Origin of the sequence: Pseudonocardia sp. EV170527-09, assembly GCF_008369905.1 — a bacterium.
GTDB lineage: Bacteria > Actinomycetota > Actinomycetes > Mycobacteriales > Pseudonocardiaceae > Pseudonocardia.
The window spans coordinates 38742-60869 of record NZ_VRMC01000025.1; the positions used below are offsets into that span (position 1 = coordinate 38742).

Annotated in this window: 22 protein-coding genes; 12 read left to right on the plus strand and 10 right to left on the minus strand. The window is 73.9% G+C overall.

Annotated elements, in window-relative coordinates; translation table 11 throughout:
* Window positions 1–6: 6 nt before the first annotated feature.
* Window positions 7–951 carry an endonuclease/exonuclease/phosphatase family protein gene (locus tag FVA95_RS10280; RefSeq protein WP_161992257.1) on the minus strand — a complete coding sequence of 315 codons (945 nt, stop codon included), beginning with the start codon at window positions 949–951 and terminating at the stop codon, window positions 7–9.
* A 292-nt stretch (window positions 952–1243) separates the two neighbouring features.
* On the minus strand, window positions 1244–2437 hold the full coding sequence (locus FVA95_RS10285; protein WP_149663999.1) for an MFS transporter: 1194 nt from the start codon (window positions 2435–2437) through the stop codon (window positions 1244–1246).
* A gap of 193 nt (window positions 2438–2630) precedes the next feature.
* Between FVA95_RS10285 and FVA95_RS10290 the strand changes: the two genes are divergently transcribed.
* Both FVA95_RS10290 and arsC read left to right on the plus strand, forming a co-directional pair.
* A complete protein-coding gene (locus tag FVA95_RS10290) occupies window positions 2631–4088 on the plus strand; it encodes a catalase (protein WP_060713623.1) in 1458 nt (485 codons plus the stop codon).
* Between the two features lie 68 nt (window positions 4089–4156).
* A complete protein-coding gene (gene arsC, locus FVA95_RS10295) occupies window positions 4157–4510 on the plus strand; it encodes an arsenate reductase (glutaredoxin) (RefSeq protein ID WP_149664000.1) in 354 nt (117 codons plus the stop codon).
* A 1-nt stretch (window position 4511) separates the two neighbouring features.
* On the opposite strand, the gene FVA95_RS10300 is transcribed toward arsC, so the two are convergent.
* Complete coding sequence (locus tag FVA95_RS10300) at window positions 4512–6350, minus strand: prolyl oligopeptidase family serine peptidase (RefSeq protein ID WP_240051392.1); 1839 nt, start codon at window positions 6348–6350, stop codon at window positions 4512–4514.
* Between the two features lie 75 nt (window positions 6351–6425).
* Between FVA95_RS10300 and FVA95_RS10305 the strand changes: the two genes are divergently transcribed.
* Window positions 6426–6836 (plus strand): hypothetical protein, encoded by a 411-nt coding sequence (locus FVA95_RS10305; protein ID WP_020623580.1) that lies wholly within the window; start codon window positions 6426–6428, stop codon window positions 6834–6836.
* 11 nt (window positions 6837–6847) lie between these two features.
* On the opposite strand, the gene FVA95_RS10310 is transcribed toward FVA95_RS10305, so the two are convergent.
* On the minus strand, window positions 6848–7438 hold the full coding sequence (locus FVA95_RS10310) for a TetR/AcrR family transcriptional regulator (RefSeq protein ID WP_149664002.1): 591 nt from the start codon (window positions 7436–7438) through the stop codon (window positions 6848–6850).
* A gap of 159 nt (window positions 7439–7597) precedes the next feature.
* On the opposite strand from FVA95_RS10310, the gene FVA95_RS32790 reads away from it, so the two are divergent.
* Both FVA95_RS32790 and FVA95_RS32795 read left to right on the plus strand, forming a co-directional pair.
* Entirely contained in the window at window positions 7598–8326 is a 729-nt protein-coding gene (locus FVA95_RS32790; protein WP_240051393.1) for an LLM class flavin-dependent oxidoreductase, read from the plus strand.
* Between the two features lie 84 nt (window positions 8327–8410).
* A complete protein-coding gene (locus FVA95_RS32795; RefSeq protein WP_240051394.1) occupies window positions 8411–8764 on the plus strand; it encodes a hypothetical protein in 354 nt (117 codons plus the stop codon).
* A 27-nt stretch (window positions 8765–8791) separates the two neighbouring features.
* On the opposite strand, the gene FVA95_RS10320 is transcribed toward FVA95_RS32795, so the two are convergent.
* The 3 genes from FVA95_RS10320 to FVA95_RS10330 form a co-directional block, all read right to left on the minus strand.
* Complete coding sequence (locus FVA95_RS10320) at window positions 8792–9223, minus strand: DUF1707 domain-containing protein (protein ID WP_020623577.1); 432 nt, start codon at window positions 9221–9223, stop codon at window positions 8792–8794.
* Window positions 9224–9399: 176 nt separating this feature from the next.
* Window positions 9400–10335 carry an excalibur calcium-binding domain-containing protein gene (locus FVA95_RS33680; RefSeq protein WP_205015815.1) on the minus strand — a complete coding sequence of 312 codons (936 nt, stop codon included), beginning with the start codon at window positions 10333–10335 and terminating at the stop codon, window positions 9400–9402.
* Between the two features lie 114 nt (window positions 10336–10449).
* A complete protein-coding gene (locus FVA95_RS10330; protein ID WP_164514849.1) occupies window positions 10450–11388 on the minus strand; it encodes an NADPH:quinone oxidoreductase family protein in 939 nt (312 codons plus the stop codon).
* 206 nt (window positions 11389–11594) lie between these two features.
* On the opposite strand from FVA95_RS10330, the gene FVA95_RS10335 reads away from it, so the two are divergent.
* From FVA95_RS10335 to lnt, 7 genes are all read left to right on the plus strand, one after another.
* Complete coding sequence (locus tag FVA95_RS10335) at window positions 11595–12308, plus strand: TetR/AcrR family transcriptional regulator (protein WP_161992258.1); 714 nt, start codon at window positions 11595–11597, stop codon at window positions 12306–12308.
* 442 nt (window positions 12309–12750) lie between these two features.
* Window positions 12751–13515 carry a DNA-binding protein WhiA gene (gene whiA / locus FVA95_RS10340; protein ID WP_161992259.1) on the plus strand — a complete coding sequence of 255 codons (765 nt, stop codon included), beginning with the start codon at window positions 12751–12753 and terminating at the stop codon, window positions 13513–13515.
* Complete coding sequence (whiA, locus tag FVA95_RS33470) at window positions 13439–13687, plus strand: DNA-binding protein WhiA (protein ID WP_161992260.1); 249 nt, start codon at window positions 13439–13441, stop codon at window positions 13685–13687. Before whiA (FVA95_RS10340) ends, whiA (FVA95_RS33470) begins: the two co-directional genes overlap by 77 nt.
* Before the next feature lie 100 nt (window positions 13688–13787).
* Window positions 13788–15029: an acetyl-CoA carboxylase biotin carboxylase subunit family protein gene (locus tag FVA95_RS10350; RefSeq protein ID WP_149664006.1), complete on the plus strand. Its 1242-nt coding sequence runs from the start codon at window positions 13788–13790 to the stop codon at window positions 15027–15029.
* An 84-nt stretch (window positions 15030–15113) separates the two neighbouring features.
* A complete protein-coding gene (locus tag FVA95_RS10355) occupies window positions 15114–17108 on the plus strand; it encodes a hypothetical protein (RefSeq protein WP_240051395.1) in 1995 nt (664 codons plus the stop codon).
* A gap of 85 nt (window positions 17109–17193) precedes the next feature.
* Window positions 17194–18585 carry a polyprenol phosphomannose-dependent alpha 1,6 mannosyltransferase MptB gene (gene mptB, locus FVA95_RS10360; RefSeq protein WP_149664008.1) on the plus strand — a complete coding sequence of 464 codons (1392 nt, stop codon included), beginning with the start codon at window positions 17194–17196 and terminating at the stop codon, window positions 18583–18585.
* Window positions 18586–18589: 4 nt separating this feature from the next.
* Entirely contained in the window at window positions 18590–20086 is a 1497-nt protein-coding gene (gene lnt, locus FVA95_RS10365; protein WP_149664009.1) for an apolipoprotein N-acyltransferase, read from the plus strand.
* On the opposite strand, the gene FVA95_RS10370 is transcribed toward lnt, so the two are convergent.
* The 3 genes from FVA95_RS10370 to FVA95_RS10380 all read right to left on the minus strand — a co-directional run bounded on the left by FVA95_RS10370 (window position 20061) and on the right by FVA95_RS10380 (window position 21789).
* Window positions 20061–20639 carry a GNAT family N-acetyltransferase gene (locus FVA95_RS10370; protein WP_149664010.1) on the minus strand — a complete coding sequence of 193 codons (579 nt, stop codon included), beginning with the start codon at window positions 20637–20639 and terminating at the stop codon, window positions 20061–20063. The genes lnt and FVA95_RS10370 overlap by 26 nt on opposite strands.
* A 9-nt stretch (window positions 20640–20648) precedes the next feature.
* The gene (locus FVA95_RS10375) at window positions 20649–21479 is read right to left on the minus strand and encodes a phosphotransferase (RefSeq protein WP_149664011.1); all 831 of its coding nucleotides are present in this window, start codon (window positions 21477–21479) and stop codon (window positions 20649–20651) included.
* A gap of 106 nt (window positions 21480–21585) precedes the next feature.
* On the minus strand, window positions 21586–21789 hold the full coding sequence (locus FVA95_RS10380; RefSeq protein WP_020627798.1) for a cold-shock protein: 204 nt from the start codon (window positions 21787–21789) through the stop codon (window positions 21586–21588).
* Window positions 21790–22128 lie beyond the last annotated feature (339 nt).

The following is a 22128-nucleotide window of genomic DNA, read 5'->3' on the forward strand; positions in this document are numbered from 1 at the left end:
GAGGGTCTACGGCAGGCGCAGCGTCGAGACGATGGCGCGGTGGTCGGTGCCCGGCACCAGGTGCGTCGAGAAGGACTCCGCGCTGATCCCGCCGGTGTAGACGATGTGGTCGATCTGCGGCCCCAGCCACGCCGGTGCCCAGGTCGGCCAGGTCCCGGCCAGCCCGTTGCCGGTCTGCGACCCGGCGTCGCCACAGCCCTGGATGGCGTCGCGGAACACCGAGTGGTCGAGGCTGGCGTTGAAGTCCCCGGCCACGATCGCCGGGCTCGTCCCGGAGCACCACGTGGCGACGGTCTCCAGGTCCGAGCGCCACTGCCCGACCGAGCGCGGCACCGGGGCGACGGAGTGGAACGCGACGAAGCGCAGGTCCCCCAGGCCGCCGCCGGTGATCTCGATGTAGTCGAAGCGGACGTCCTTGCCGACCCGGGTGCGGACGTCGCCGAGCCGGTCCGACCAGGCGACGGTGTTGCCGGTGACGTCGCGGTCCCAGCGGTCGACGCTCGACGCGGTCCGGTAGCCCAGCGGCTCCAGCAGCGGGGCGATCTCGCTCTCGTAGCGCCCGCCCGCCTCCGGGATCGAGACGACGTCGGGGTTCTGCTCGGCGACGAGCGCGGCGAGGGACCGTGCGTCGGCGTTGCCCTCGTAGACGTTGAGCGCCAGCACCTTCAGCGGGGTCCCGCCGGTGGGGGCGGGGCCCGCCACGGTGCGGGGGAGCACCATCGCGGCGCCGCCCAGCGCCACCAGCGCGAGGACGACCGGCACCGGCCAGAACCGGCGGGCGGCCAGGGTGATCAACAGGCCGACCACGACCAGCACGCCGAGCGCGGCGACCATCAGCGGCCGGAACGCGATGACCTGCGCGAACGGCGAGTGGGCGTCGAGGCCGACGAGGTCGGGCAGCGTCGCGAGCGCGGCCGCGGCGCCGAGGAGCAGCGCGAACCCCCAGCGCACCCGACCTCCCCGGCGACGGGGCCGCCCACTCGGGATGGGCTGGGTCTCGGAGTCGGGGTGGGGCGGTGCGCTCACTCGGTCCAGTCTGCCCGAGTGGCACACCCGTCCGCCGCGCCCGGGCGGTGCGCTGCGCTGATCGTCTGTGGACGCTCTCAGGGTGGGACTTGCGCGACCGTTCGTCGACCATTCGGCGGCAGCGGGATCACCGAGATGCAGCCCAGGGGGCCTGGAAGATCCACGATTCCCGCTGAGGTGCATCTCGGTGACGCCGACGGCCGTGCGGCCCGGCCGGTCAGGCCCGGGCGCGCAGCAGCGGCGCCGCCACCGCGGCGGCGACGACCGCGACCGACCCGCACACCAGCATCGCCGCGCCGGGGGACGCGGTGTCGACCAGCAGCCCCGCGAGCGGGGTCGCGATCGCGATCCCGAGCGTCGTCGCGGAGCCCTGCAGCCCGGTGACCAGGCCGCGCACCCGGTCCGGGGCGAGATCGCCGAGCGCGGCACTGCCCGCCGCGAGCGTCGACGCGGTCGCCAGGCCCGCCGGGATCAGCAGGAACAGCAGGCTCCACCACGACCAGGCCAGCGCCGCCGGGAGCGTCGCCAGTCCGAGGGCGGCGAGCAGCAGCGGCAGCGGCAGGCTGCGGCGGGCGCTGCCGTAGAGGAACCCGCCCACCAGCGACGCCAGGCACCACACCACGTTGACCAGCGCGATCGCCCACGCCTGCCCGGCGGAGGTGAGGGCGGCGACGAACGCGAACTCGGTGCCCATGATCGCGATCACCGCGGCGGTCACCGTCAGCAGCGCGCCGATCAGCGGCCGTGTCAGCCAGCTGCGCAGCGGTGGGCGGGGGCCGGAGCGGGCGGCCTCGTCGCCGTCGGCGCGGACCGGAGGGTCGAGCCGCCACAGCGCGATCCCGGCCAGGACGAACCCGGCGCCGATCACGCGCATCGTCGTCGCCGAGCCCAGCCACACCGTCAGCAGCGACCCGACGGCGGGCCCGGCCATGTAGGAGATCTCGACGGTCATCGAGTCCAGCGCGAACGCGGGGCGTCGCCGTCCGGGCGGGACGGCGGCCGCGATGACCTGCCGGACCAGGGAGAACACCGGGAGGGTCAGGACGCCGGCGACGAAGGCAGCGCCGAGCAGACCGGCGTAGCCGAGCAGCGGCGCGACCGACCAGAACAGCAGGCCCGCGGTCATCGTCAGCGCCAGGACCGGGCGCAGCCCGTACCGGTCGACCACCGTCCCGAGCAGTGGGGCGCCGATCGCCATCCCGGTCGGGACCGCGGCGGCGACGAGACCGGCGGCACCGAAGCCGTGGCCCAGGGTGGTGACGGTGTGCAGGGTCAGGGTGACGCCGACGGCCGTCGCGGGAATGCGGGCGGCCATGCCGATCGCGGTGATCGCGCCGACCCCGGGCAGGCGCAGCACGTCGACGAACGCGCCGAGGCCGGTACGCGGTGCGGTGGCGGCGGTGTCGTGCACGACCCCATCCTGACCCGCAGCCCGGCGTCGTCGCGAACCGGTTCCGGGTTTCGACCTGGGCCGCACGGGAAGTCAGTGGGTACCGAACACCGCCGACCGCGACGCGGCCGCGCAGCCGCGGGAGCGTCTCGGTCGCACCGGCGGGGCCATCACCCGCCCGCCCCACCCACCACGCGTACGAGGAGGCTCGGCCGTGACCACGTCGCACCAGCCCAAGCCCACCACCACGGACTCCGGCAGCCCGGTCGCCAGCGACGAGCACTCGCTGACCATCGGCCCCGACGGCCCGCTCCTGCTCAACGACCACTACCTCATCGAGCAGATGGCGAACTTCAACCGGGAGCGCATCCCGGAGCGGCAGCCCCACGCCAAGGGCGGCGGAGCCTTCGCGAAGTTCGAGACCACCGAGGACGTCTCGCAGTACACCAAGGCCGCGTTCCTGCAGCCCGGCGTCGAGTCCCGGGGGATCATCCGGTTCTCCACCGTCGCGGGTGAGCGCGGCAGCCCCGACACCTGGCGTGACCCGCGCGGGTTCTCGCTCAAGCTGTGGACGACCGAGGGCAACTGGGACATGGTCGGCAACAACACGCCGGTCTTCTTCGTCCGCGACCCGATGAAGTTCCAGCACTTCATCCGCAGCCAGAAGCGGCGCGTGGCGAACAACCTGCGCGACCACGACATGCAGTGGGACTTCTGGACGCTGTCGCCGGAGTCGGCGCACCAGGTCACCTGGCTGATGGGCGACCGGGGCATCCCGAAGTCCTGGCGGCAGATGAACGGCTACTCCAGCCACACCTACAGCTGGATCAACGACGCCGGCGAGATGGTCTGGGTGAAGTACCACTTCAAGTCCGACCAGGGCGTGGAGTGCCTGACCCAGGACGAGGCCGACACCCTCGCGGGCTCGGACCCCGACTACCACCAGGCCGACCTGTACAACGAGATCGAGGCGGGCAACCACCCGTCGTGGACGTTGTACGTGCAGGTCATGCCGTTCGCCGACGCGAAGACCTACCGGTACAACCCGTTCGACCTGACCAAGGTGTGGCCGCACAGCGACTACCCGCTGATCAAGGTCGGGAAGCTGACGCTGGACCAGAACGTCGAGGACTACCACGCCGAGATCGAGCAGGCCGCGTTCGAGCCGAACAACCTGGTGCCGGGCACCGGGCTGTCGCCGGACAAGATGCTGCTCGCGCGCGGGTTCTCCTACGCCGACGCCCACCGCGCCCGGCTCGGGGTCAACTACAAGCAGATCCCGGTCAACGCGCCCCGCAGCGAGGTGAACAACTACCAGAAGGACGGCGCGATGCGGATCACGAACACCCGTGACCCGATCTACGCGCCGAACTCCTACGGCGGCCCGGCGGCCGACCCGAAGCGGGTCTCCGAGGCCCTCTGGTACGCCGACGGCGACATGGTCCGCAGCGCGTACACGCTGCGCGAGTCCGACGACGACTGGGGCCAGGCCGGGATCATGGTCCGCGAGGTCTTCGACGACGCCGCCCGCGAACGGTTCGTCGGCAACGTCGCCGGGCACCTGCTCGACGGCGTGACCGAGCCGGTCCTGCAGCGTGCCTTCGAGTACTGGCGCAACGTCGACAAGAACATCGGCGACCGGATCGAGCAGGCCGTCCGCAACGGCGGCTGACCGCTCCGCGCACCGACCGACGGCCCCGGGGACACTCCCGGGGCCGTCGTGCGTCCTAGGCTCGGGCCGTGGAGATCTGGCACAACCCGCGCTGCTCGAAGAGCCGCGCCGCCCTCGCGTTGCTGACCGAGCACGGTGCCGAGCCGACGGTGCGCCGCTACCTCGACGACCCACCGACCCGCGACGAGCTCGAACGGGCGCTGGCCGCGCTGGGTACCGAGGACCCGCTCGCGATCACCCGCACCGGTGAGCCGGCGTTCGGAGAGCAGGGTCTCGCCGGGGCCGACCGGGACACCCTGCTCGACGCGCTGGCCGCCGAGCCGAAGCTGATCGAGCGGCCCGTGGTGATCGACGGCGACCGGGCCGTCGTGGGCAGGCCGCCGGAGAACGTGCTGGGCCTGCTCGGCGACGCGCCCCGGTGAGTCAGCCCAGGGCGCGGCGCACGAAGTCGACCTCGGTCGCGATCAGGTCCAGCTGGTCGGACACCACCAGCGAGCCGTGCCCGGCGTCGAACCGGCTGACCTCGTAGGGCACGTCCCCGCGCGCGGCCAGCGCGTCCAGGTAGTTGTCGATCTGGCGGATCGGGCAGCGCGGGTCGTTCTCCCCGGCCAGCACGAGGACCGGCACCCGGACCTCGTCGACGTAGGTCAGCGGCGAGGCCTCCCGGTAGAGGTCGGGCAGCTCGTCGGGGGAGCCGCCGAACAACGCCCGGTCGAACGCGCGCAGCTGCTCCATCTCGTCGGCGTAGGCGGCGACGTAGTCGGCCACCGGCACCCCGGCGACGGCCGCGGCCCACCGCTGCGGCTGCGTGCCCGCCGCGAGCAGCGACAGGTACCCGCCCCAGGACCAGCCGTCGACCACGCAGCGGGCGGGGTCGACGGTGCCGTCGGCGACCAGCGCGTCCTGCACCGCGGCGACGTCGGCCAGCTCGGTCAGCCCGGGGCGACCCTCGATCGCGTCGCGCCACGCCGAGCCGTAGCCGGTGGAGCCGCGGTAGTTGACCTCGACGACGGTGAACCCGGCCTCGACCCAGGTGGCCCGGCCGGCGTCGAAACGGTCCTCGTCGGCGGCGTGCGGGCCGCCGTGCAGCACGAACACCGCGGGCGCCGGGCCGTCGTCGGTGCGTGGCGCCTCGGCGACGAGGCTGTGCACGACGCCGCCGGGGCCCTCGGTCCACACGTCGCGCACGGCGACCGAGCCGGGCGGGCGCTCCCCGGGCGGGGCGACCAGGACGTCGTCGGTGCCGTCCGGGCGCAGCGCCCGGATCTGGGACGGGGTGGCAGCCGACGACGCGGAGTACTCCACGGTGCCGTCGTCGCGGACCTCGGCGGACCCGACGCAGCCCGGCGCGGTCGGAAGCTCGGTCAGCTCGCCGGAGGCCAGGGCGTAGCGGAACAGCCGGGTCCTGGCGGCGTGGGTGTGCGCGACGAGCAGCGCCGAAGCGTCCGGGACGAAGCCGCCGACGAGCTCGCCGGGCAGGTCGATCGCGAGCTCGGTGACCTCGCCGGTGGTCGGGTCCCAGACCAGCAGCTCGTCGCGGCCGCGGCGTTCGTGGCCGACGAGCAGCCGCTGGTCCCCGGCGACGGGGGAGAACTCCAGCGCGGCGAGGCCGCGGCCGGGCCCGTCGTGCAGCTCGGCGACGGTGTCACCGGTGGCGACGTCGAGCACCCGCAGCGAGGGATGGCGGGAGTCGCCGTGCTCGGAGTGGGAGATGGCGAGCAGCGTCTCGTCCTCCGACAGCGCGCCGACGCCGGCGTCCTCGGTGTGCCGGTAGATCTCGCGGGCGTCGGTGCCGGAGCCGCGCTCGTGCACCGACAGGACGGTGCCGTCGTCGGTGGACACCCCGACCGCGGTGACGCGGCGGCCGATCTCCAGGCCCGCCGGGTAGCCGTCGCCGGCACCGGGGACGGCGGGGACGGTGTCGGTGCCGGGGCCGGAGGTCCACGGCTGGGCGACCCAGTGGCCGAACTCGTCGCCGTCGGTGTCGGCGAACCACCAGATCTGTCCGCCGTCCGGTGGCAGCACGGCCGAGGTGGTGCCGTTGCGCCGGTCGGTGACCTGGCGGTGCTCCCCGGAGTCGCGGTCCCACGCGTGGATCTCGAAGGTGCCGGTCGCGTTGGAGACGTAGACCGAGCGGGCCGGTGCGTCGCGGGCCCAGCCGGGGCGTGACATGCGCACGGCGGTGAACCGGGACCGCCAGCGCTGCTCGCGCTCGTCGTCGAAGAGCGTCGGGGGAACGGGGGCGATCGGGTGCTGGCTCACGACCCGATCGTGCCGAATGCCACGAACGGGTGCACCGGGCGGGGTCGGCGGCCGCGCATCCGGCAGCATGGAGGCATGCGGAGACCGGCCCGGCTGCTGCTCGCCGGGATGCTCGTGCTCCCCTTGGCCGCCGCGGGCTGCGGTGCTGTCGGACCGACGACGGGCACCGTCGCGGCCGGGCCGACCGTCACCGCGTCCGCCGACTCCCACGGCCTGACCCCGGTCCGCTTCGACCACTGGGAGGCACGGCCGGTGACCGCGGTCCCGACCGTGCGGGTGAGACGGGGTACGACGGTGGTGCTCACCGTCGGCAGCGACGTCGCGCGCCGGGTGCTGGTCCCGGAGCAGGGCCGCGCCGTCGACGTCAGCGCCGGGGGCACGGTCACCCTGCGCTTCCTCGCGCTGGGGACGTTCACCGTGCGGGTGGCCGAGCCCGGTGCGGTCCGTGGCGGGACGATCATCGGCCGGGTCGAGCCCTGGCACTGACCGCCGGGGGATCAGGCGAAGGCGTCGGCCCGGTCCGCGATGGCGCGCAGTCCCTCGGCGATGTCCACACCGGACGGCGCGGTGTCGGGGTCGACCATCCACTGGACCATGAGCCCGGTGAGCAGCGCCTGGTAGACGGAGCCGAGCACGTGCACGCGGCGGTCCGCGGCGGCCGGGTCGTCGGGCAGCGTGTGGAAGGTGAGGGCCAGGCCCTCGCGGATCTCCCGCTGGGCCTCGGCGAGCTTCGCGCGCAGTTCGGGCAGCCGCTCGGCATGGGCGAGCGCCTCGACGTGGGTGGCCCACAGCCGTCGCTGGGTGGAGAACAGGCCGACCACCCGGCTCCAGGTCTCCTCGACCCGGCGCTGCGGGTCGGTGGGGCCTCCCGGGGGCTCGGCGAGCGCCCGGTCGAGCTCCTCGCCCCAGGCCGTCGTCGCCCGCAGCAGGGCCTCGGTGAGCAGGGCGTCCTTGGAGCCGAAGTGGTAGCCGATGGAGGCCAGGTTCGTCCCGGACGCGGCCACCACGTCCCGTGCGGTCGTGCGGCCGAACCCCTTCTCGTAGAGGCACTGCGCGGCCCCGTCCAGAAGCTCCTCGCGGTGTCCCATGATCGCGGAACCTATCGGGTCGTCACGGACGTCCGTACACCGGCCGTTCACCCGGTCTGCCACCCTCGTGCAACGCTTGCGTGACGCCGGTCACGGCAGGTAAGGACTGTCGTGACGGCGTCCTCGACGGAGTGGGCGCCGGAGCGACGAGGAGTCACCGTGAGCAGACTGCGATTCGGCACCTTCCTGGCCCCGTTCCACCAGCCCGGGCAGAACCCCACACTCGCGTTGCAGCGCGATCTCGAGCTGGTGGAGCACCTCGACCGGCTCGGCTACGACGAGGCCTGGATCGGGGAGCACCACTCCGCGGGCTCGGAGATCATCGCGTCCCCCGAGATCTTCATCGCGGCCGCCGCGGAGCGGACCCGGCACATCCGGCTGGGCACCGGCGTCACCTCGATCGCCTACCACAACCCGTTGTGGGTGGCCGATCGCATGGTGCTGCTCGACCACCTCACCCGCGGTCGGGTGATGCTCGGCTGCGGCCCCGGCTCGCTGCCGACCGACTCGGCCATGATCGGCCTGAACCCGACCGACACGCGCGAGCTGCTCGAGGTGAACCTCGACATCATCATGCGGCTGCTGCGCGGGGAGACCGTCACCGCCCGGACCCGCACCCACACCCTCGTCGACGCCCAGCTGCAGCTGGCGCCCTACTCCGACCCGTGCTTCGACATCACGGTCGCCGCGGTGGCCTCGCCGACCGGGCCGCGGATGGCCGGGCAGCACGGGGTCGGGCTGCTGTCGATCGGCGCCACCCTCACCCAGGACGGCTTCGACGCGCTCGCCCGCCACTGGGGCGTCGTCGAGGAGCGCGCCGCCCACCACGGGCAGCCGACACCGGACCGCGGCAAGTGGCGCCTGGTCGGGCTGATGCACGTCGCTTAGACCCGGGAGCAGGCCTACCGCGAGGTCGAGTACGGCATCGAGCACTGGTTCCGGTACTTCCAGAAGGTCGCGGCGTTCCCGCAGATGGCGGTGGCGGGTGGTGACGTCAAGGAGATGATCGACTTCATCAACGACGCCGGGATCGGCGCGATCGGCACCGTCGAGGACGCGAAGGCCCAGGTGCGCAAGCTCGTCGACCAGTCAGGAGGGTTCGGCGCGTTCCTGCTGCTCGGCCACGAGTGGGCCGACCCGACCGCGACGAAGCGCTCCTACGAGCTGATCGCCCAGCACGTCATGCCCGAGTTCCAGGGGCAGGCCGCGGGCACCCTGGCCGCGAAGGACCGGGCCAGCTCCACGCGGGAGAAGCACGCACAGAGTCAGCTCGACGCCGTCGACACCATGACCAAGCGCTACGAGCAGGAGCGGTCGGGCGGCTGAGCAGTCCCGGCCGTCCCGGCGCGGCGGTCAGGCACCGCTGCGCCGGGCACGGCCCGCACCGGCCACCCACAGGGTCAGCAGCACCGCCCCGGTCGGCGCCGAGAAGATCAGGAACCACAGGGGGCTGAGGTCGGTGAGCAGCGCCAGCACCGTGGTCCCGGCCGCGGCCGCGGCGGTGATGCACAGCCAGATGATCGACAGGACCTTCATGGCGATGCCGCCGGGGCTCGCGGCGAACACCAGGCCGTCGCGACGGCCCGGGTTCCGCTCGGCGGGCAGGTCCCGGGTCACCCGGCCCAGGTCGCCCCGGGTGCGCATCCGCCAGACCTCGGTCAGGCGCTCGTCGTACTCGGCGAGGTCGAGGTAGCCCTCGGCGTGGGCGGCACGCAGCCGGTCGGCGACGGCCTGGCGTTCGGCGTCGGAGATACGGATCTGCTCGGGTCCCACCACCTCGTCCACCTCCTCGATGATGCCCGTCCGCGCCCGGTCCGTGCCAGCATGACCGCTGTGGCAGCGAGGGTGGTCCCGGCTCGGGCGCGGTTCGCGGCCGCCGTCGTCGGAGCGCGGCCCGGCACCCGGGTGCGGGAGGTGGGCTGCGGACCGGGCGCGGTGGCGTCGTTGGTCTGGACCGAGCCTCACTCGCAGGCGATGCCGTCGTCGTCCCGGTCCAGGGCCGAGCGGTAGCCCGGGTCGCCGCGGTACAGGGGGGCCGCACCGGCGTTGCGGGCCGCGGTGCAGTTGGCGTAGTAGGCCGACCCACCGCCGGAGGAGGGGGCCGGTGCGGCGGGTGCCGGTGCCGCCGGGGCGGCCGGGCGTGGGGCCGGTGCGGCCGGGCGCGGCGCCTGCGGGGCGGGGCGCGGTGCGGCGACGGCCGTGTGCGGGGCGGGCGGGGTCGCCACGAGCGGCCGTGCCTGCGCGGGCACGTACGGACGGTCGACGTCGGTTGCCACCGGCGCACCGGTCGCCGCCGCGGCAGGGGCCACCGGCACGGCCGGTGCCGCGGCCTCGGTCAGCGTGACCGCGGAGGCGCGGTCGTACGTCGTCGATCCCACCGGGTCCTGCGCGGTGACCGTGCCCGCGGCGACCCCGGCCGCCGCCGCGGACGGCGGGCCGAGCACGACGTGGGTGAACCCGGCCTGCGCCAGGACCTCGCGGGCCCGGGCGTCGGTCATGCCGACGACGTCCGGCACCGCGACCGGGGCGGGGGCGGCTGCGGCGACGGGGGCGGCCGGTGCCGCCGCCGGCAGCGCCGGCTGTGGTGCGTTCGCCGCACCGATGACGCCGATGGTGGTCGTCAGCAGACAGAGCACGCTACCCGCCACGCCCAGGGCGAGCCCGGCGCCGCTGCGCCCCGCCGTGGTGGTCGCGCCGGTGCGGAACCGGCGCCGACCGGCCTGCGAGAGCGCCCATGCCGGCACCGTCACGAGCAGACCCAGGAACGGGACCCACCCGGCCGCCAGCCCCACGATCCCCAGCCAGAAACCGGCGGTCGCCGGGGTGTTCCCCCGTCGCACGACGGGGATCGGCTGCGTCGCAGGCTCCACGGCGGGCCAGGACTGGGTGGCGGTCATGGGAGGTCCTCTCACGGTGGTCCTACCGGAGCTGCCCGCTCCGACGAACGACCTATCGAGAGGTGTGACGTGGCCATTACCGCCCGTCATCAGGGTTGATGACGGCGCCTGCGGTCAGGGCGTGAGCACCAGCTTCCCGACCGCGGAGCGCTCGGCGTAGGCGCGGGTCGCGGTCGCCGCGTCGTCCAGCGACAGGGTCCGCGGGCGGGCCGGGTGCAGCTCCCCGGCGCCGATCCGGCGCAGCACGTCCTCGGCCAGGTCCCGCGAGGCGGCGGGGTCGGTGCGCGACCAGTCGCCCCAGTCCACCCCGACCACGGTCCGGTTGCGCAGCAGCACGACGTTCGCCGGGAGCTTCGGGATCGCGCCGGAGGTGAAACCCAGGACGCAGAACCGGCCACCGGCGCCGAGCGCCCGCAGGGCGGCCTCCGCGGCGTCGCCACCGACCGGGTCGATCACGACGTCGGCACCCCCGCCGGTCTGCTCCCGGATCGTGTCCTTGAGGGCGTCGTAGCCGACGGCGATCTCCGCCCCGGCCCCGAGCGCGGCCGCACGCTTGTCCGGGGTGGACGCGACGGCGAGCACCCGGGCGCCGGCGGCGCGGGCGTGGTCCACCGCGGCCTGCCCGATCCCGCCGCTCGCCCCGAGCACGACGACCCACTCACCCGGCCGGACGGTGACCCGGTCCCGGAACGCGAAGGCGATCGTCCCGTGGCTCTCCATCGAGCTGGCCGCGACGCCCGCGTCGACCCCGTCGGGCACCGGGACCAGGAGCTCCTCCGGGACGACGACGTGGCTGGCGAACCCGCCGAAGCCCGTGAGCAGGGCGGCGACCCGCCGGCCGCCCGGGGTCGTCCCGGCGATCGCGCTGCCGGGTGTGAACGGCAGCGGCGGCCGCAGCTGATAGCCGCCGCGGGCGATCAGCCCGTCGACGAAGCTGACCGCGGCGGCCTCGACGGCGACGAGCACCTCGCCAGGACCCGGCTCGGGGGTCGGTTCCTCCACCAGCTCGAACCGCTCCGGATCGGCGAACTCCCGGCAGACCACCCGTCGCACCACGCCTCCTCGCGTCGTCCACTGCGTCCGTGGGTGAGCCTCGCACGCGGTGCCCGGCGATGATCGCCGGTGTGGCCGTGGTCATGGCCGATCGGGCGGACCTCCCGCAGTGCCGCACCGAGCCGGCCGGGTGGTCTTCGTGATCCACTGTCGCGCGGGTCCGGCCCCACTCCCGCCGGGCCCGTCGAGGGAGGAGCATGGTGGGCGTGTCGTCCGACCGCACGGAGCCCGGGGCCGAGGACGACCTCCGGTCCGACGGTCGCAGTACGCGCTGGGACGCACACCGCGCGCGCCGTCGCGAACAGGTGGTCGACGCGGCGCTGGTCGTGCTGGGCCGCGACGGGGAGGACTTCGGCCTGGACCAGGTGGCGCACGAGGCCGGGGTGACCAAGCCGGTGATCTACCGGCACTTCGGCGACCGGGCCGCGCTGCTCGACGCGATGGCCGAGCGGGCGACCGACCGCCTGATGGAACGGCTCATGCCCGCCCTGTACCGGGAGAGCGCGGCCCGGACGCGGATCCACGACTCGGTCGACGCGGTCATCGGCTTCTTCGACGACTCACCGGGTGTCGACCTGCTGTTCCGTCGCCGACTGCCCGGCCAGCGGGGCGAGGTCGTCGACGCCGGCCGGGAGTTCATCGCCTCCGCACTGACCGGCCTGCTCGGGGCCTACGCCGAGATGCTCGACGTCCACGAGGCGGACCTGGTCCGGGTGTGGTCGCAGTCGGTGGTCGGCGCCGTGCAGGCGACCGCGGAGTGGTGGCTGCGTGGCCGGGAGAGTGGGGACGCCCCGGATCGTGACGTCGTCACCGACCACCTGACGGACCTGATCTGGGTGCAGATCGAGGGCATGGCCCGACGGCGGGGGCTGACCCTGGGGCCCGAATCATTACACCCAACGAGGGCCGAGCCGAAATAGGCGTTACTCCGCGTATAGAGTACCGTCGCGAGCCGGTCGCCCCGGCAGGTCTCGGACCCTCGTGGCGGCCACCGGATGTATCTGTGCACGGGCCCCGCCGGCGGGGAACTCCGGGCGCGCAGTCGTGCGGAGGTGGAGCGATGTCCGAGGGGGCGAACGGCGGGGGTCGGCCGGGTCCGATACCGGTCGACGATCTGGCGCCCGGTGGGCCGCGGGCGAAGGCCCGGGGCTGTTTGTGCTCGGTTCTCGCGAACGCGGCGTTCCGGGCGGGGATCGAGAGCAGTCCCTGCATCGATCCACGCTGCCCGATGCACGCCGACACGTCCGAGGACTGATCCCGCCACGGTGGGGCGCTCCGGCGCCCCGCCCTACCCGGCAGGGCGGGGTTCGCCTCGGGGGATGTGTTCCCCGCCCTGCCACTTCCCCTCCGCAGGAGACGATCGTGTTCGACCTGGAGCGCGTGACCGCCGAGCTGAAGCGTGAGCTGGGCGCGGTCCGCGAGGAGCGCCCCGGTGTCCGGCATGCCGGGCTCGTCACCCAGCTGCGCCTGGCGGGGGAGGTCGGCGTCCGCGACGGCACGACGACGATCCGCGCCGAGTTCGACTCCCCGACGCCCGCACTGCGGATGCGTTCCGAGCTCGGGGCGCTGCACGGCCGGGGCGGCCTGCGGGCCGAGGTCGTGACCGGCGGCGGGGGGACCCCGCGCTACCAGGTGCGGGTCACGGCGCCCGGGACCGATCTGGCCCGGGCGACGGGGCTGGTCGACCGGACCGGACGGCCGGTGCTCGGGCTGCCACCGGCCGTCGTCGCGGCGGGGCCCGCCGTGGCCGCCGGGGTCTGGCGTGGGGCGCTGATCGCGCGGGGCCGCGTCGCGAGGCCGGCCGGGCGGGTCCGGTTGGTCGTCAGCTGCCCGGGCCCGGCCGTCGTGCTCGCGCTGGTCGGCGCGGCGCGTGGCCTGGGGGTGCTGGCCGCGCCGCAGGAGACGGTGAGCGAGCACCGGGTCGTCGTGCGGGACCCGGAGTGCCGAGGCCCTGCTGCGCAGCGTCGGGGCGCCGGGCGTGGCCGAGGTGCTGAGCCGGGTCCCGGTCGCCCCGCGGGATACGACCAGCACGGACGGGTCGCTGCAGACGGTGAACGCCCGTCGGGCCGCGACGGCTGCCGCCGCGACGACCGAGCGGGTCCGGGTGGCGCTGCGCGCGCTCGGTGACGACGTCGCCCCCCATCTGCGGGAGGCCGCGCTGCTGCGCCTGGAGTATCCGTCGCTGTCCCTGGCGGAGCTCGGCCGTCTCGCCGACCCGCCGCTGACCAAGGACACCGTCGCCGGGCGGCTGCGCAGGTTGGTCCGGCTGTCCGGCGTCGACGGATCCGACGAGGACTGAGCCCCACCCGCCACGATCCGCCGCAGCGGCGTGCTCGGGGTACGGTGTGGACTCAAGCATTCGCCGCCTAAATTCGTCGAAATCGGGAGGTTGCTTTTCCATGCCTCGGTCCGACTCAGTCGCCAAGAATCCGGAAAAGGGATACGTCGCTCTTCTCGGGTGGAGTCTCAATGCGGTGGAGGCGATCGACCGTTTCGACCGCCGGTACGTCGTCGTGGCCCCGGACTGGGCGGAGGAGTACTGCAGGGAACACGAGATCCCGTACGTCCCGTGGAACTTCGAGCGACTGAACGACCGCTCGATGGAGATCGCGGAGACCTTGCAGGAGATGGGCGTCGACGTCGCCATCCCGCTGTTCGAGGAAACCGTGGAATGGGCCGGCGCGATCAATTCGGTGCTGCTCGACAACCCGCGGCTGTTCGGGCAGGCGATGCTGCTCCGGGACAAGGCGCTGATGAAGCGTCGCGCGCAGCTCGGCGGGATCCGGGTGGGCATCTTCGAGGAGGCCCACGACCGTGACGACATCGTCCGCTTCCTCAAGCGCGTCAACCAGACCCTGCTGAAGCTCGACGGCGACCCGAACGACCCGATCCACATCAAGGCGTTCGACAAGGCGGGGTGCCTCGGACACCGCGTGGTGCGCACCTACGAGGACATCGACAACATCCCGGACGAGGAGTTCCCGCTCCTGATGGAGTCCCACCTCGACGGGTGGGAGTTCGCCGTCGAGGCGTGGGTGCACAACGGGAAGATCAAGTTCCTCAACATCTCCGAGTACGTCACCCTCGGCTACTCGGTGTTCGTGCCGGCGACCCCGGAGCTGGAGAAGTACCGGCCCGCGATCACCGCCCAGATCGAGAAGCTGATCAAGACCTTCGACATCGAGTTCGGCTTCGTCCACCCGGAGTACTTCGTCACCTCCGACGGCGAGATGTACTTCGGCGAGGTTGCGTACCGGCCGCCGGGCTTCAAGGTCTTCGAGCTGCTCGAGCGCTCCTACGGCTTCAACGCCTACCAGGGCCTCGTGCTGGCGTTCGACCCGAAGACCACCGAGGAGGAGATCGACGCCTTCTTCCCGAAGGAGGTCGAGGGTGCCTCCGGCGTGGCCGGCTGCTTCGGGGTCTACCCGCGCCGCCGCGTCGTCAGCAGCCTGCAGATCCCCGAGGAGACCGAGGACGACGACTACTACGAGTCGCACGACCTCACGTCGCCGGTCGAGGAGACGGTGACGAAGAGGACCGCGTTCGGCACACACTGGGGTCTGCTCTACTTCTTCGGGGACGACCCCTACCGGATGCGGGATCTGTTGAAGAAGCAGGAAGAACTCGACTTCTACGTCTGAGGGCGGGTACCCCGCCCACGGCCGTGGAGCCCGAACGAGGGAAGCCGTGTGAAACCGACCGTCGACGTCGCGAGTGGGACCTCCGTGCTGGACAGGCGCCTGGTCTCGCTCGACGACGCCACCCGCGACCTTGCCCGGACCCCGGACTTCGGCAAGACGACGAAGATCCGCAGGGTTCTGGAGCAGCTCCGTCGCGTGCTGCTGCAGGAGGGTGGCCCCGCCGCCGTGCAGGCCCGTGCCCGGCAGCTGGAGGAGGCCGGCGTGTTCGCCGGCACCGACTGGGCCCAGCCCGACATCCTCGTCCCGGCGTTCGTCGGGGCGGGGCTGCACAGCGGCGTCGCCGACACGGTGGTGATGGAGGCGACCAGCGAGCTGCGGATGCTCGCGGTCGCCCTGGGGGAGTACGAGCACCCCGCGATCTCGGCCGACGAGGCCCGCCAGTTCCTGTCCCAGGTGCTGGCGATGAACCTGGAGCTGCTGTTCACCCCGCCGACCGAGGCGGAGCGGGTCCACGAGGGCCGGACGGCCCAGATGATCCGCGACCTGTTCCGGCACATCGCCGAGGGCATCGGCTACGACAGCGTCCTCGACAAGCTGGTCGCCGAGATCTGGCGGATCCTGCGCCAGCGTCCGATCCAGGTCGACCAGGTGACGTCGCTGATCACCCGGCTGTCGGTGTGGCGCGGCGACCCGAGCGTCGACCTGTCCTCCGGGCAGGGCCTCGATCGGCTGATCACCGCGTTGTTCGGGACCACCGAGGCGAGTCGCGAGGACCCGGGCATCGACGTCTTCCGCTCGCGTCTGGAGGCGATGGACACCGGCGGCCTGCAGTACGAGGCGGCCGGGTTCGCCCGGGCCATGCACGACACCGGGCTCGTGTCGCCGTACCACGCGGAGCTGCTGCAGTTCCTGCGGCACGAGAGCGACTACCTGCTCGCCGAGGCGCTCGGTCTGTCCGACACCGGCAAGAACTGCCTGCTGCGCTTCCGCGACCTGGTCCACCGGCTGATCGAGGAGGCCGTCACCCCGCACACCGCGCAGTGCATCTACGGCCTGGCGCTGCTGCTCGACCGCGGGATCCTCTACGAACCGCCGGTCGTGCCCGGACTGTGGCGCCAGATCGCGCTCGAGATCGGCCCGGCGGCCCGGGAACGCCTGGTCGCCGCGTTCGGCGAGCAGCCCGAGCCCGAGGTGCGGCTGCTGGCCGGCGTGCTGTCGATGCTGGGCCAGCCGCTCGGCGTAGGGCAGGGTGACAACCCCACCTGCCAGTCCGCGCGCGCCCTGTCGATGTGGGCCTACAACGACCCGGACTACCTGCTCCAGATGGTCGTCTGGGCGGCCCGCGACGACGAGATCGTCATGCACTTCGAGGGGCAGCGGATCTCCTCGCAGGAGATCGGGGCCGGGGTCGCGGAGAAGCTGCCGATCGACCTCGACCCGGTGTCGCTGGTCGTCGTCCCGCACCTGGACCGGATCTACGCCGAGATGGGCCGCCGCTGCGCGGACCGGCCCGGTGACCCGCACCGCTGGGTCAACCCGGAGTTCCACGGCTGGTGGGCGGCCCGCGGTTTCCACATCAACGTCGACGTCGAAACCGGCAACCTCACCGACCTCGACGCCTTCCTGCGCCAGTTCCACGCCGGCTACCACCCCGCCTACAACGGCGGTCAGCCGCTGATCCACCCGCAGCCCGCCGGGATCGCGGTGACCGACAGCGCCGCCCGCTACGTCGGCTGGCACGCCATCGCGATCCTGCGGGTCGCGCCGGACCTCAGCGACGTGATGCGGGTGTACTTCTACAACCCGAACAACGACAGCGGACAGGACTGGGGCGACGGTGTCGTCGTCTCGACGGCGGGCAACGGGGAACGCTTCGGCGAGGCGTCGCTGCCGTTCGACCAGTTCGCGTCGCGGCTCTACATCTTCCACGGCGACCCGCTGGAGCTCGGCGAGCCGGGCCGCGTGCCCGCCGAGGTCATCGACACGATCGTCGGCTACATCGAACGCAGCTGGGGCGTCGACCGGCTCCCCGCCGGCGCGCTCCAGGCCTCCGAGGGCCCGGCGGCCCCGACCGCCTGACCCGGCCGTGGGGGAGGAACGCCGCCAGGATCCGCCTGCGCCCGCCGCCGGAGGGGCTCCGCCTGCGCCCGGCGTCGTCGGTGCGGTGCCGCCTGCGCCCGGGGCCGTCGTCGGGGTGCCGACGGTGCTCGGCGCCGCCGGAGCGGTGCTGCTGACCGGCGGTGCCTGGGCGGTGGTGCTCCGGCCCGGGTCGGCGCTCGCGCTCGGCGCCGCAGTGGCCGGGATGGGGCTGGTCGTCGTGGCCTGGCTGCTGCTGGTGCGCGCACCGGTGGCCCCCGCCCACGCGGTGCGTGCGCTGCTCGCCTGGGCCGCGCTGCTGCTCGTCGCGCCGCCGCTGTTCTCCCGCGACGTGTACAGCTACCTCGCCCAGGGGATGGTCGCGCTCGGCGGGGCCGACCCGCACCGGACCGGTCCGGCGGCCGGGCTGCCCGCCGGGTCGCCGGTCCTCGCGCGGGTCGACGGGTACTGGCGGGGGACCCCGTCGCCGTACGGGCCGGTGACCGACCTGTGGCAGAAGGCGGTCGCCGCCGTCGCCGGGGACGGGGTGGTCGTCGGGGTGGCGGCGTACCGGCTGCTCGCCGTCGTCGCGGTGGCGGGGATCGCGTGGGCCGTGGTGTGCCTGGCCCGGGAGCACGGGGTCCCGCCCGGGACGGCGCTGGCGTGGGGGGTCGCGAACCCGCTGGTCCTCTGGCACGTCGTCGGCGGGGTGCACAACGACGGGCCGATGCTCGCGCTGCTGCTCCTGGGGCTCGCCGTCGGGCTGCGCGGGCCGTGGGCGCCGCTCGTCGCCGGCACCGCGCTCGTCGCGCTGGGGGCGCTGGTGAAGGTTCCCGCGGCGGCCGGGCTCGTGGTCCTGGCGGTCGCCGCGACCCGGTCCGCGTCCGGCCGCGCCCACCGGTGGGCCGCGGTCGCACTGGTCGCGGGGGTCTCCGTGGTGGTCGCGCTCGTGGTGTCGGCCGTCGAGGTCGGCACGGGGAGCTGGCTCGCCGCGGTCTCCGCACCCGGGCAGCTGTTCAGCTGGATGGCGCCGACCAACTGGGCCGCGGCGCTCGCGGACGTGCTCGGCGCGGACCCGGCCGCGGCGCTGACGGTGGCGCGGACCGTCGGGACGGTGCTCGCCGCGGTGCTCGCGGCCGGAGTGCTCGCGGCGCAGGCCCGCGGCCGGACCACCGCGACGACGGCGGTCGGCCTGGTGCTCGGCGCCGTCGTGGTGCTCGGGCCGGTGCTGCACCCGTGGTACCTGCTGTGGGCCCTGACCCCGCTGGCCTGTGTGCCGCACCGCCCGCGGCCGCGGGCGGTGCTGACCGGGGTCGTGGCGGTGTCTGCGGTGCTGGTGCCGCCGCTCGCGGGGGACTTCTCCGGCCGGCCGGGGCAGCTCGTCGCCGCCTACGCGGGCGCGCTGCTCGTCGTCGCCGTGGTGGTGGCGGTGCTCGTCCGGACCCGCGCGCGGGCCCGCGGCGCGACCGGATCATGCTGACCCTGTGGTGAAGGCACTCGCGCTGCGGATCGCGACGGTCGTCGTCGGCGGGGTGCTGCTGCACCTGGCGTTCCCGCCGCGCACCGTGTGGTGGACCGCGATCGTGGCGTTCGCGCTGCTCTGGTGGGCCCTGTCCGGGGTCCGGGTGCGCCGCGCCGCGTGGCTCGGTGCGGTGTTCGGGTTCGCGTTCTACCTGGCGCACCTGATGTGGATCCAGGACTTCCTGGGCCGCGACTACGGGCCGTTCCCGTGGATCGGGCTGTCGCTGGTGATGGCGGGGTTCCCGGCCCTCGGCGGCGCGCTCGTCGCCCTCGCCGCCCGGCTGCCCGCCGCACCGGTGTGGGGTGCGCTCGCGTTCGCCGCGCAGGAGTGGCTGCAGAGCCGGTTCCCGCTCAACGGTTTCCCGTGGGGCCGGGTCGCCTTCGGGCAGGTCGAGGGCCCGTTCCTGCCGCTGGCCGCGATCGGTGGGGCCCCGCTGGTGTCGGTCGCGGTGGTCGCGGCCGGATTCTGCGTGGCGGCGTTCCTGCAGCGCCCCCGCCGGGTCGTCGGCCTCGTCCCGGTCGTGGCGATCGTGCTCGTGCTGCTCGCGGTGCCGACCCCGCCCGTCGACGCCCAGGACGGCACCCGCACCGTCGCGGTCGTGCAGGGCAACGCCCCCGACATCGGGCTCGGTCTGTTCTCGGCCGGTCGGACCCTGCGCGCGAACAGCCTCGCCGAGACCTCCGTGCTGGCCGACCGGGTCCGGTCCGGCGCGGTCGCGCGGCCGGACCTCGTCGTGTGGCCGGAGAGCTCGCTGTCGACCGACGGCGTCGACCCGGCGGTCGCCCGGGCCGTCGACGTGCTCGGAGTGCCGTTCCTGATCGGCGCCAACTACGAGGCGGGTGCGACCGACACCGAGAACGCCGTGGTTGTCTGGAACCCGGGGGCCGGGGCGGGGGAGCGCTACGCGAAGCAGGAGCTCGTGCCGTTCGGCGAGCGCATCCCGCTGCGGGCGGTCACGCAGTACCTGACCCCGTTCGTCGCGCTGGCCGACTTCACCCCGGGTACGGCGCCCGGGGTCCTGCCCGTCGCGGGCACTCGGGTGGCGACGGCGATCTGCTACGAGACCGCCTACGACCACGTGCTGCGCGACGGCGTCGCCGACGGCGGTTCGTTGCTGGTGATCCCGACCAACAACGCCTGGTACGGGCGGGGCGAGATGACCTGGCAGCACCTCGCGATGTCGCGGCTGCGGGCCGTCGAGCACGGCCGGGCCGCGGTCGTCGCGGCGCTGTCCGGGGCGAGCGCGGTGATCCGGCCGGACGGCTCCGTCGTCGCCCGGACCGGGCTCTACACCGCCGACACCCTGGTCGAGCAGGTGCCGTTGCGCACCGAGCTGACGTTCGCGACCCGCTGGGGTGCCTGGTTCGAGCACGGTCTGGCGCTCGCCGGGTTGCTCGCCGCCGCAGCCGGGTACCTGCTGCGCCGCCGGGAGCTCAGACGGACGTCGATCGGCGCATGACCACCCGCGGGAACCCGCCGGACACCCCGGTGGTCTCCGCGGCGACCGTGAACCCGCCCGCCTCGAACAACGCGCGGGTGCCGACGTAGGCCATCGTCAGGTCGACCCGGGCTCCCCGGTTGTCCACCGGGTAGCCCTCGACGGCCGGTGCGCCCTGGTCGCGGGCGTACCCGACGGCCCTGGCGAGCAGGGCGTGCGCGATGCCGCGGCCCCGGTGGCCGGCACGGACCCGGAAGCACCACACCGACCAGACCGGGAGGTCGTCGACGCGCGGGATGGTGCGGGAGCGGGCGAACGGCAGCTCCGCGCGTGGGGCCACGGCGGCCCAGCCGACCGGTTCGCCGTCGTCGTGGGCGACGACGCCGGGTGCGACCGCGCGGGTCGTCAGCTCCCGGACGTACTCGCCCCGGGCCCGGCCGGTCAGGGCACGGTTCCGCGCCGCGGGCAGCCGGTGTGAGAGGCACCAGCAGACCGACGCGTCGGGGGAACGCTTCGGGCCCAGCAGGGTCGCGAGGTCGTCGAAGGAGGCGGCCGGAGCGACGACGAGGGGCACCGCGCCACGCTAGTCCGGGAACGCCTCGGCGAGCATCCGGTGTCCATGGGCCTCGAACGGCTCGTCGCCGACCCGCAGGGCCCAGGTCGCGGTGCCGACGGCCTCGGCGACCCATTCGCGGCGCCACGGGCCGGGCTCGCGCGGGTCGCCGCCGTAGCCTTCGTGGTGGGCAGCCTCCAGCGCCGGGTCCCACCGGAACTGGCGGGACGCCAGGCGGACGAGGTCGGTGAGCGGTGGGCGCAGTGCCGCCCGGCCCAGGTCGATCATCGAGACCGCCCCGTCGTGCACCAACCAGTTGCGCGGATGCCAGTCACCGTGGGTGGGAACGAGCCGAGCCGCCGGGACCGGCCAGCCGCTCACCTCCGCCCGCAGCCGCGCGAGGATCCCGGGTGCGATGCGGTGCGGACGCCCGAGCCTGGTCAGGACGGTGTCGCGCAACCGGGCGCCGTAGCCGTCGTCGTCGACGGCTATCCGGTCGTGCAGCAGCGCCAGCAGCTCCCCGGCCCCGCGGTAGGTCGACGGCTCGTGCTCGGCGGGTGTGTCCTGCACCAGGGCCCCGGGCAGGTAGCGGGTGACCAGCAGCTTCGCGTCGGCATCGGCCCGGCGGAGCTCCGGCGCACGACCGCGGGCGACGAGCGGGGCCAGCCACTCGCGGTGGGCGCGGATCTCCCGGGCGATGTGGGCGTCGGCGTCGTCGCCGGCCTTCACGACGAGGTCGACGCCGTCGTGGCGAACCCGCAGCACCGTGGTCCCGACCAGGCCCCAGCCGAGGTCGGCCACGACCTCGTGCCCGGGCAGCCAGGATCCGAGCAACGAGGCCTGACGGGCGGACAGCGACACGGCACGACGCTAGCCGCCCGGAACACGCCGATGGCGGCACCCCCAGTGGGGATGCCGCCATCGGACGGAGGAACTACTGCCTGGCGCTACGGCCGGGCGGGGTGTCTCAGCGAGGGGACACCGAGGAGGCCTGCGGGCCCTTGGCGCCCTGGGTGACCTCGTAGGACACGGCCTGGTTCTCCTGCAGCTCCTTGAAGCCGCTGCCCTCGATCGCCGAGTAGTGGACGAACACGTCAGCGCCGCCGTCCTCGGGAGCGATGAAGCCGAAGCCCTTCTCGGCGTTGAACCACTTCACGGTTCCGTTGGTCATGGTGACTCCTTGTCATGCAGCTTTCGGACGGAACAACCACGTCGTGCGGCTGCCCGGGTCAGAGGAATTCCCAGACGGCAGCCAGCTTCAGCTACACCAAAGACAGCGGATCCGCCCGCATCATCATTCTGCGGACGCGTGCGAAACACGAAACTCAGAACTACGGTGACCGAGAGGAACGCTACCGCAGCACGCGGTGTGGGCCAAACACCCGTTCCTCCCGGCGGGCTCGGAGGCGACGGTCCCGGGTCCGTGACCTGCTGATCATGGTGCCGATCGTGACCCTGGTCACGGACGGGTCGTCGCCCTGGCGGACCGGGGCGACGACCCGTCGTCGGG

Excerpts from the sequence above, each read along its gene's own strand:
- FVA95_RS10305 (WP_020623580.1), top strand. The coding sequence starts at position 6,426 with ATGCGGAGACCGGCCCGGCTGCTGCTCGCCGGGATGCTCGTGCTCCCC.
- FVA95_RS32795 (WP_240051394.1), top strand. The coding sequence starts at position 8,411 with ATGGCGGTGGCGGGTGGTGACGTCAAGGAGATGATCGACTTCATCAAC.
- FVA95_RS33680 (WP_205015815.1), bottom strand. The coding sequence starts at position 10,335 with ATGACCGCCACCCAGTCCTGGCCCGCCGTGGAGCCTGCGACGCAGCCG.
- FVA95_RS10350 (WP_149664006.1), top strand. The coding sequence starts at position 13,788 with ATGCCTCGGTCCGACTCAGTCGCCAAGAATCCGGAAAAGGGATACGTC.
- FVA95_RS10310 (WP_149664002.1), bottom strand. The coding sequence starts at position 7,438 with ATGGGACACCGCGAGGAGCTTCTGGACGGGGCCGCGCAGTGCCTCTAC.
- FVA95_RS10380 (WP_020627798.1), bottom strand. The coding sequence starts at position 21,789 with ATGACCAACGGAACCGTGAAGTGGTTCAACGCCGAGAAGGGCTTCGGC.